The 9,570-nt window shown below is 73.9% G+C and carries 8 protein-coding genes and 1 pseudogene; 7 read left to right on the plus strand and 2 right to left on the minus strand.

The features are described 5' to 3' along the window. The 6 genes from LLG88_10120 to LLG88_10145 all read left to right on the plus strand — a co-directional run. A partial coding sequence (locus LLG88_10120) for a radical SAM protein (protein MCE5247260.1) occupies nucleotides 1–184 on the plus strand: 184 nt, incomplete at its 5' end. Beyond that, a complete protein-coding gene (locus tag LLG88_10125; GenBank protein ID MCE5247261.1) occupies nucleotides 181–981 on the plus strand; it encodes a glycosyltransferase family 25 protein in 801 nt (266 codons plus the stop codon). The genes LLG88_10120 and LLG88_10125, both read left to right, overlap by 4 nt. Before the next feature lie 247 nt (nucleotides 982–1,228). Continuing rightward, complete coding sequence (locus tag LLG88_10130; protein MCE5247262.1) at nucleotides 1,229–2,371, plus strand: efflux RND transporter periplasmic adaptor subunit; 1,143 nt, start codon at nucleotides 1,229–1,231, stop codon at nucleotides 2,369–2,371. Nucleotides 2,372–2,373: 2 nt separating this feature from the next. Beyond that, nucleotides 2,374–5,535, plus strand: a complete 3,162-nt coding sequence (locus tag LLG88_10135; GenBank protein MCE5247263.1) for a multidrug efflux RND transporter permease subunit — start codon at nucleotides 2,374–2,376, stop codon at nucleotides 5,533–5,535. Further along, nucleotides 5,532–6,968: an efflux transporter outer membrane subunit gene (locus LLG88_10140; GenBank protein ID MCE5247264.1), complete on the plus strand. Its 1,437-nt coding sequence runs from the start codon at nucleotides 5,532–5,534 to the stop codon at nucleotides 6,966–6,968. Before LLG88_10135 ends, LLG88_10140 begins: the two co-directional genes overlap by 4 nt. Nucleotides 6,969–7,125: 157 nt before the next feature. After that, the gene (locus LLG88_10145; GenBank protein MCE5247265.1) at nucleotides 7,126–7,920 is read left to right on the plus strand and encodes a glycosyltransferase family 25 protein; all 795 of its coding nucleotides are present in this window, start codon (nucleotides 7,126–7,128) and stop codon (nucleotides 7,918–7,920) included. 103 nt (nucleotides 7,921–8,023) lie between these two features. Here the strand turns inward: LLG88_10145 and LLG88_10150 are convergent. Further along, nucleotides 8,024–8,161: pseudogene (locus LLG88_10150) on the minus strand (multidrug resistance protein). Between the two features lie 185 nt (nucleotides 8,162–8,346). On the opposite strand from LLG88_10150, the gene LLG88_10155 reads away from it, so the two are divergent. Then, the gene (locus tag LLG88_10155; GenBank protein ID MCE5247266.1) at nucleotides 8,347–8,862 is read left to right on the plus strand and encodes a hypothetical protein; all 516 of its coding nucleotides are present in this window, start codon (nucleotides 8,347–8,349) and stop codon (nucleotides 8,860–8,862) included. Nucleotides 8,863–8,987: 125 nt separating this feature from the next. Here LLG88_10155 and LLG88_10160 read toward each other — a convergent pair whose 3' ends face one another. Beyond that, the gene (locus LLG88_10160; GenBank protein ID MCE5247267.1) at nucleotides 8,988–9,296 is read right to left on the minus strand and encodes a YtxH domain-containing protein; all 309 of its coding nucleotides are present in this window, start codon (nucleotides 9,294–9,296) and stop codon (nucleotides 8,988–8,990) included. Nucleotides 9,297–9,570 lie beyond the last annotated feature (274 nt).

Consider the following 9,570-nt stretch of genomic DNA (forward strand, 5'->3'; position numbering starts at 1 on the left):
CGACATTCGGCGCCGGATGCGCTCCTGCCGCGCCCTGTGCGGCATCAGCCACAGCGTGCGGAGCGAGAGCGCCACGCTCCACCCCGCGCCGTTCGCGGCGCCGCCGGCGGCGCCGCTGCCGACGCCGGGCGCGTTCGAGCGTCTCGCGCTCGTCGCCTCGCGCCGGGGACGGGAAGGGCGATGACCAACGCGGCGGCCGGAGAGGCCGGCGGATTCGAGATCGTCGTGGCCAGCCTCGCCTCCGCCGTCGAGCGGCGGCGGCGCGTCGAGGCGATGCTCTCCGGCTCGCCGTGGAAGTGGCGGCTCTTCGACGCCTGCACGACGCCGCGCGAGGACATCCCCTACGACGAGCGCGCGGCGCGGATCCAGCGCGGCCGCGCCCTGAGCCGCGCCGAGGTCTGCACCTTCGCCACCCACTACACGATCCTGCGCGACTTCGCGGAGCGCGGCGGCGAGGGCTGCCTGATGGTCCTCGAGGACGACGTGCTGATCGACGGCGGCTTTCCGTTCGAGCGGCTGCCGCGCCTGATGGCCGCGGCCGGGATCGACATGCTGCGGCTCTACTCGCGCTTCCTCTACGAGAACCGACGCGTGGCGGAGGTCGGGGCGCGCCATCACCTGGTCCGCTTCAAGCGGCCGGTCTTCGGCCTGCAGGCCTACGTCGTGACGCGCGAGGGGGCGCGGCGGACGACGGCGCCGATCCGGCGGATCGTCCGTCCCGGCGACGACGAGTTCGACCGCTTCTGGGCCAACGGCGTGCCGCTCTACGCCCTCTATCCGTATCCCGCGATGGAGCTCGAGGGGCCGAGCACGATGGCCGGCCGCGAGACGATGGAGAAGGTCGCGGCGCAGGAGCGGCCGTCGGCGCTCGCCCGCCTCTACCACCGCCTGGAGAAGCTGCGGCGCGCGGGGGCCAACGCCCGGCTGCGCCGCCGCGACTACGAGATCCGCCGCCGCCTGCGGGGCTTCGTCTTCCCCTGAGCGGGACGCCGTCGCCGCGGCGCTCCCGCGGCGGCGGCCCCGGCGTTCCGCCGCGCATCCGCGGCGGCGGCGCCCGGCCTCCCGCCGCGCAGGCCGCGCCCCGTCTCTTCTGACCGATCGTTCGCCGCCGGACCTACGTTCAGCCGCGATTGTCCCGTTCCGCGGCCGGGCCGAGTCGTATCTTCACGCCATCGTCTTCCGTCCACCGTCCCCGTCGCGTTCCCGCCAGATCCTCGGAGGATCCCGCATGAGCCTGACCTCCGCCGCCCGCGCGCTCGCCGCCGCCGGGCTCGTCGTCGCGGCGCTCGGCGCCGCGTCCTGCGCCAAGCCCGCTCCCCCGGCCCCGCCGCCGCCGACCGTCGTCGTCGTCGAGGCGATCCGGAAGGACGTGCCGATCCGCGGCGAGTGGGTCGGCCAGACGATCGGCGAGTCGGACGTCGCCGTGCGCCCGCGCGTGGACGGGGCGGTCCTCGGCATCCACTTCCAGGAAGGGGGCGGGGTCGCGAAGGGACAGGTGCTCTACACGCTCGAGGACAGCAAGTACAAGGAGCTCGTCGCGAGCGCGGAGGCCGACCTCGCGCGGGCCAACACCGTCCTCGCGCGCGCCGACGCCGACCTCGCGCGCATCCGCCCGCTCGCCGAGATGAACGCGGTGAGCCGCAAGGACCTCGACGCCGCGACGGCCGACCGCAAGGCGGCGGCGGAGGGGGTGGAGAGCGCGCGGGCGATGCTCAACGTGGCCAAGATCAACCTCGGCTACACGCGGGTCGAGGCGCCGATCACCGGCCTCGCCGGCATCTCGCGCGTCCGCGTCGGCGACTACGTCAGCCCCGCCGGCGCCAACGCCGTGCTCGACACGATCTCGACGATCGACCCGATCCACGTCCGCTTCTTCCTCAGCGAGGCGCAGTACCTCGCCTTCCTGCGGGCCTACGGCCTGCGCGAGGCGAGCGTGCAGACGGCGCGGGCGCCCCTCGACCTGATCCTCGCCGACGGCTCCGTGCACCCGCACGTCGGGCGCGTGGTCAAGGTGGACCGCGGGATCGACCCGACCGCCGGGGCGCTCGCCGTCGAGGCGTCGTTCCCGAACCCGGAGAAGACGATTCGCCCCGGGCAGTTCGCGAAGGTGCGCGCCGTCGTGGACGAGCGGAAGGGCGCGATCCTCGTGCCGGAGCGCGCGGTGCAGGAACTGCAGGGACGCGCCTACGTCTTCGTCGTCGGCGCGGACGGCGCGGCGTCGTTCCGCGCGGTCAAGACCGGCCCGCGCGTCGAGGGGCTCTGGGTGGTCGAGGAGGGGCTCGCCGCGGGGGAGACGGTCGTCGCCGAGGGCGGGCAGCGGCTCCGCACCGGAATGAAGGTCGCGGCGACGAAGGCGCCGGCGGGGAAGTAGCCATGGCGCGCTTCTTCATCGACCGCCCGGTCTTCGCCGTCGTCATCGCCGTGCTGATCGTGCTGCTCGGCCTCGTCGCGCTGGCCAAGCTGCCGATCTCCCAGTACCCCGACATCACGCCGCCGGAGATCGTCGTCTCGGCGGGCTACACCGGCGCCGGCGCGCTCGACGTCGAGCAGTCGGTGGCGACGCCGCTCGAGCAGCAGATCAACGGCGTCGAGAACATGCTCTACATGCGCTCGACCAACTCCGGCGCCGGCTCGATGGACCTGCGGGTGGCGTTCGAGGTCGGCTCGAATCTCGACACGTCGAACGTCCTCGTGCAGAACCGCGCGGCGCAGGCGGCGCCCGGGCTGCCGGCGGAGGTGACGCGGCTCGGGGTGACGGTCAAGAAGTCGCTCTCCTTCCCGCTGATGCTGATCACGCTGCGCTCGCCGACCGGCGCCTACGACAACAACTTCCTCAACAACTACGCCGGCATCAACGTCACCGACGCCCTCGCGCGGCTGCGCGGCGTGGGGCAGGTCAACGCCTTCGGCGGCGCCGACTACGCGATGCGCGTCTGGGTCCGCCCCGACCGCCTCTCGCAGCTCGGCCTGACCGTCGCCGACATCTCGCGCGCCGTGCAGCAGCAGAGCGTCATCGCCCCCGCCGGGCAGATCGGCGCGGAGCCGGCGCCGCCGGGCACGGAGACGACCTACACCGTGACGACCCGCGGCCGGCTGGCGACGGCGGAGGACTTCGAGGCGGTCGTCGTGCGCGCGAACCCCGACGGCTCCCGCGTGCTGCTCAAGGACGTCGCGCGGATGGAGCTCGGCGCGCTGAGCTACAGCGTCGCCGGGCGCGTGGACGGCAAGCCGGCCGCCGTGCTGGCGATCTACCAGACCCCCGGCTCGAACGCGCTGCAGGTGGCCGACGACGTGCGCCGCACGATGACCGAGCTGGCGCGCACCTTCCCCGAGGGGATCGAGTGGACGGTCTCGTTCGACACGACCGCGCCGATCCGCGTCGGGATCGAGGAGATCGTCGTCACGCTGTTCGAGGCGGTGCTCCTCGTGATCCTCGTCGTCTTCGTCTTCCTCCAGAACTGGCGGGCCACGCTGATCCCGCTCCTCACCGTCCCCGTCTCGCTGATCGGGGCGCTGATGGTCTTCCCGCTGCTCGGCTTCTCGATCAACGTCCTCTCGCTGCTCGGCCTCGTGCTGGCGATCGGGATCGTCGTGGACGACGCGATCGTCGTCGTCGAGGCGGTGATGCACCACATCGAGGAAGGGCTCTCGCCGCGCGACGCGACGGGGAAGGCGATGCAGGAGGTCTCCGGGCCGGTCGCGGCGATCGCGCTGATCCTGACCGCGGTCTTCGTCCCGGTGGCGTTCGTCCCGGGGATCACCGGCCGGCTCTACCAGCAGTTCGCGATCACGATCGCCGTCTCCGTCCTCTTCTCGGCGATCAACGCCCTGACGCTCAGCCCGGCCCTCGCCGCGCTGCTGCTGCGGCCGGCCAAGCCGGCGCGCGGGCCGCTCGGCGCCTTCCGCCGCGGCTTCGACCGTCTCTTCGACCGCGCGACCGACGGCTACGTCGGCCTCGCCGGCTTCTTCGCCCGCAAGCTGCTGGTCAGCGGCGCCGCGCTGCTGCTGATCGTCGCCGCGACCGGCCTGCTCGGCAAGACGCTGCCGACCGGCTTCGTGCCCGAGGAGGACCAGGGATACCTGCTGGTCGGCGTGCAGTTGCCGGACGCGGCCTCGATGCAGCGCACCGACGCCGTGACGCGCCGGATCGAGGCCGTGCTGGCGGCGACGCCGGAGCTGAAGCAGTACACGACGGTCCTCGGCTACAGCCTGCTCACCGGCTCGACCTCGCCGAACTCCGCGACCTTCTTCGTCTCGCTCAAGGACTGGGACGAGCGCCGCGCGGCGAAGCAGACCGCCGCGGCGCTCGCCGCGCGGCTGAACGGCGCGTTCTACATGGGCGTGCCCGGGGCGATGGCCTACGCCTTCGGGCCGCCGGCGATTCCCGGCCTCGGCACGGGCGCCGGCTTCAGCATGATGATCCAGGACCGCGCCGGCGGCAGTCCGCAGGAGCTGGAGGCGGTCGCGGCGAAGTTCGTCGAAGCCGCGCGGAAGCGGCGGGAGATCGGCATGGCCGCCACGCTCTACAGCGCCAGCGTCCCGCAGCTCTTCGCCGACGTGGACCGCGACAAGGCGTTCAAGCAGGGGGTCTCGCTGGGCGAGATCGACCAGACGCTCGCGGCGAGCCTCGGCGGGGCCTACGTCAACGACTTCAACCGCTTCGGCCGCGTCTACCGCGTCTTCGTGCAGGCGGAGCCTAAGTACCGCGCCACGCCGTCGGACATCGGCGGGTTCTTCGTGCGCGCCGGCGACGGGACGATGGTCCCGATGTCCACGCTGGTCCGCGTCCGCCCGACGTTCGGGCCGGCCTACACGACCCGCTTCAACCTCTTCCGCGCCGCCGAGGTCACCGGCGGCCCGGCGCCGGGGGTCAGCTCGGCCGAGGCGCTCGCCGCGCTGGAGGACGTGGCGAAGGAGACGCTGCCCGAGGGGTTCGGCTACTCCTGGAACGCCATGTCGTACCAGGAGAAGGCGGCGGAAGGGACCGCGGGCGCGGTCTTCCTCTTCGCGCTCGTCTGCGTCTTCCTGATCCTCGCCGCGCAGTACGAGAGCTGGACGCTGCCGTTCTCGGTCGTGCTCGGCGCGCCGTTCGCCGCGTTCGGCGCGTTCGCCGGCCTCTCGGCGATGCATCTCTTCAGCCCGGGCTACGTCAACAACGTCTTCGCCCAGATCGGGCTGGTGATGCTGATCGGCCTCGCCGCGAAGAACGCGATCCTGATCGTCGAGTTCGCGCGCGGCGCGGCGGAGCGCGGCGCGGCGCCGCTCGCCGCGGCGCTCGAGGCGGCGAAGCTGCGCTTCCGCCCGATCCTGATGACCGCCTTCGCCTTCATCCTCGGCGTCGTGCCGCTGGTGACCGCGCGGGGCGCGGGGGCGGAGGCGCGCAAGGTGATGGGGCTGGCCGTCTTCAGCGGGATGCTCATCGCGACGATCCTCGGCGTGCTGCTCGTTCCCGCGCTCTTCGTCGCCGTCGCCCTGCTGGGCGGGAAGAGGCGGCGCGCCCCGGCCGAAGCGCCGCGCGAAGGAGGCGACGCATGAACGCGCGCCTCGTCCGCGCGGCGGCGGTCGCGGCCGTCGCCGCGGCGTCGTCGGCCTGCCTCGTCGGTCCGGCGTGGCGCACGCCGCGGACCGACGTCCCGCCCGCGTTCCGCGCGCCGGCGGACGCCGGCCGCTCGCTGGCCGAACTCGAGTGGCCCGCGCTCTTCCAGGATCCGACGCTGCAGGGGCTGATCCGCGACGCGCTGGCGCGGAACCACGACGTGCGGATCGCCGCGGCGCGCGTCGAGGCCGCCGCGGCGCAGGCCGGCATCGCCCGCGCCGCGCTCTATCCGTCGATCGGCTACGCGGCCTCCGCGGCGCGCGTGGACGGCAGCGACACGATGGTTCCCGGCACGGGCGCCCCCTACAACGACTACGCGGCGCAGGCGACGATCGCCTGGGAAGCCGACCTGTGGGGAAAGCTGCGGCGGACAAGCGAGTCGGCGCGCGAGTCGTTCCTCGCCACGGAGGAGGCGCGGCGCGCCGTCGCGATCTCGCTCGTCGCGAACGTCGCCGGTCTCTACTGCCAGCTGCGGGAGTTCGACGCCGAACTCGAGATCGCGCGGCGGACGCTCGCCGGGCGGCGCGAGAACACGCGCCTGATCAAGGGGCGCTTCGACGGCGGCGTGACGTCGGAGCTCGACTTCCGCCAGGCGCAGATTCAGGAAGGGGACGCGGCGGCGACGATCGCCGCGCTCGAGCGTTCGCGGGCGCTGACCGAGAACGCGCTCAACCTGCTCCTCGGACGGCCGCCCGGCGACGTCCCGCGCGGCCTCGCGCTCGACGCCCAGCCGGTCCCGCCGGCGATCGCCCCCGGCCTGCCCTCGGAGCTCCTCGCGCGGCGTCCGGACATCCTCGGCGCGGAGCACGCCGCCCACGCCGCGCTGGCGCAGGTCGGCGCGGCGAAGGCGCTGCGCCTGCCGTCGTTCGGCCTGACCGGCGCCTTGGGGCTGGAGAGCTTCGAGCTCTCGAACTTCGTCAAGTCCGCGTCCCGTTCGTGGAGCGTCGCCGGCTCGCTCGCCGGGCCGATCTACTCCTTCGGCCGCAACAAGCGGCGGGTCGAGGCGGCCGAGGCGCAGGCGCGCGAGGCGGCGCTCGCGTGGGAGCAGTCGGTCGTCGCCGCGTTCCGCGAGGTCGAGGACGCGCTGGTCGGGATCCGCACGGCGCGGGCCGAGCGCGAGGCGCGCGTCTTCCAGGCCGACGCGGCGCGGATCGCGCTCAAGCTGGCCCGCGCCCGCTACGACGGCGGCGTCTCCAGCTTCCTCGAGGTGCTCGACGTCGAGCGCTCGCTCTTTCAAGCCGAGCTGCAGACCGTGCAGGCCCGCTCGCGCGAGTACCAGGCGGTCGTGCAGCTCTACAAGGCCCTCGGCGGCGGCTGGAGCGGGCCCGGCGCGCCCGCGCCGCGCGAATCGGCGGAGGCGCCGCCGCGCTGAGACGGCGCGGACGCCCGCGGCGTAGAGACGCGCGGACGGCCCTCGCCGGGGCGGCGCCTCATGTATGATCCGCCCGATGCCGCGGGGGGATCGGCCCCGCCGGACGGGGCTTAAACGGCGCCCGCCGGCGGGCGCCGCACGCGGCGGAGGTCCCGCGATGGCCGCTGCCGCCGTTCCGCCCTGTCCCGAACTGGAAGTCGTCGTCGTCAGCCTCGCCTCCGCGGGCGAACGGCGCGCGCGCGTCGAGCGGATGATGGCCGAGGCGCCGTTGCGCTGGCGCTTCTTCGACGCGCGGACGCGGCCGCCGTCGCTCCCCTACGACGCCGACCGCGCGCTGATCGAGAAAGGACGGCCGCTGAGCCCCGCCGAGCTGGGCTGCTTCGCCAGCCACTACGAGCTGCTGCGCGAGTTCGCCGAGGGCGGCGGCCCCGAGTACCTGCTCGTGCTCGAGGACGACGTCCACGTCGATCCGAACTTCTGGTTCGAGAGCCTGCCGGAGCTGATGCGCCGCGGCGGAATCGAGCTGCTGCGGCTCTATGCGCGCTTCCTGTTCCGCAGCCGGCACGTCGCGCGGATCAGCGACCGTCACTCGGTCGTGCGCTTCACGCGTCCCGTCTTCGGCACGCAGGCCTACGTCGTTTCCCGCGAAGGGGCGCGCCGGCTGACGACGCCGATCCGCCAGGTCGTCCGGCCGTGCGACGACGAGTTCGACCGCTTCTGGAAGAACGGCGTGCCGCTCTACGCGCTCTTTCCGTTCCCGGTGCTGGAACTCGAAGGGGAGAGCACGATCCACGGCCGCGGGCCGCGGGAGTTCAGGCTGTCGCCGCGGCAGCTCGCCCTGCGGCGGATCGTGCGCCGGGCGGCGAAGTGGCGCCGCTTCCTCGCGGACAAACGGCTGAAGGCGCGCGACCGCGCCGTGGCGGCGCGCCTGCGCGGCGCGCACTTCGGCTAGCGCGCGACGAGCGCCGGCGCGACCATCGGCGCGAGCCCCATGATCGCGTCGGCCGCGGCGAGCTTGGAGCGCACGGCCGCCCCTCGAAGAGGTCGCGCACGGCCGCGAGCACGATCGCGGCGCAGCCGCCGGCGCCGAAGAGGATGCAGGAGAGAAGCAGGATCGGACGGCGCCCGACGCGGTCGGCAACCGGCCCGAGCACGAGTTGCGAGAGGGCGAATCCGATCAGGAAGAAGCTGATGACGAGGCCCGCCCGCGCCGCGCCGCGCTCCGCCGCTCTCCGCGCGAAGCCGCGCCGCTCTCGGCGCCCCGCGGGGGCTTGCGCCCCGCCGCCGTCTGGCCCACGCTAGCGGATCGTCGGACGCGATGCGGCGCAGGGGCGCCGCGCGGCGAACGACGCAACCCACAATCCGACGGAGAGACCCCGTGGCCCCCTCGAACGAAGAACGACGCCCCGCCGAAGTCACCGACGCGATGATCGACGAGACGCTCTCGCGCATCGTCGCCTTGGCGCCGGACGCGGAGGAGGCGGCCTTCCACGCCTTCGCGGCGCGCCAGCCGCACATCGTGGCGTTCGTCGCCGCGGTGAGCGAGGAGTACGGCGACGCGGTCGAGGAGCTCGCCGTCGATCTGCTCTACGAAATCGACGCCGTCTTCGCCGACTTCGCCGGCGCCCCGCTGCCGACGATCCCCGACGACGTCGTGCAGCGGACGTCGCTCGCCGTCGTCTCCGCGCTCGAGGCGGCCCTCGTCTCCGGCGCGCCGGCGCCCGAGCCGCCGCAGCCGCGGCTGATGGCGTTCGTCGAGGAGTCGCTGGGCGAGACGTTCGAGGACGAGGACGGCGAGTCGAACGAGCTCGGCGAGGACGAGCGCGCCGAGCTGCTCATCGCCTTCCGCACCGTCGTGACGCTGCTCGACGACGCGCTCCGCGCCCAGGCCTGAGCGCGGGCGTCGCCTCCCGCTCGAACCGGCCGCGCGTCCGCGACGCCGCGGCGCCCGACCGGCCGCGCCCGAACCGCTCCGCCCGCGGGGCGGCGTGCGCGCGCCGCGGGCTCGGGGACTGCCGGTCAGTCGTGGTGGACCGACTTGGCCAGGTAGGCTTCGCGCCCGGCCTCGACCGCCGCTTCGACCGCCGCGCGCTTCTCGCCGACGTAGGTCCGTCCGCGCGCGACCGTCGAGGTCATCTTTTCCTTGGCGGTGTCGAGCGTCGTCGTGGCCCGGCGCTTCAGGTCGCGGGAGAGCTCCTTGATCTTCTCCGCCGATTCGCGGCGGGCGTTCGGCGCCAGAAGCAGCACCGCCGTCACGCCGGCCGCCGCGCCGACGATGAAGGTGAGGAGCATCGCACGCCCCAAGTAGGTGCCTTCGCGCTCGTTCATGATCGGACTCCTCGTCGGAATAGTTCCTTCGCCGGAAACGGTACGGTGGTTCCGCCCGCCGCCCGCGGGCGCGCGTCCGACGCGTCGAATCGGCGTCCGGGAGAGCAATCGGCGTCGCCCGCCCGGCGCACGGCGCGGCGCGACCGTCAGTCGAGCACGTCCCAGACGTCGGTCTGGCCGATCACCACGCTCGAGCACTCGGCCCCGCCGAGCGCGACGCGCACGTCGAGCGGCCGGCCGGGGAAGGCGACGTCGCAGGGGAATCCGGCCGCGC

It is taken from the genome of bacterium (assembly GCA_021372775.1).
GTDB lineage: Bacteria > Acidobacteriota > Polarisedimenticolia > J045 > J045 > JAJFTU01.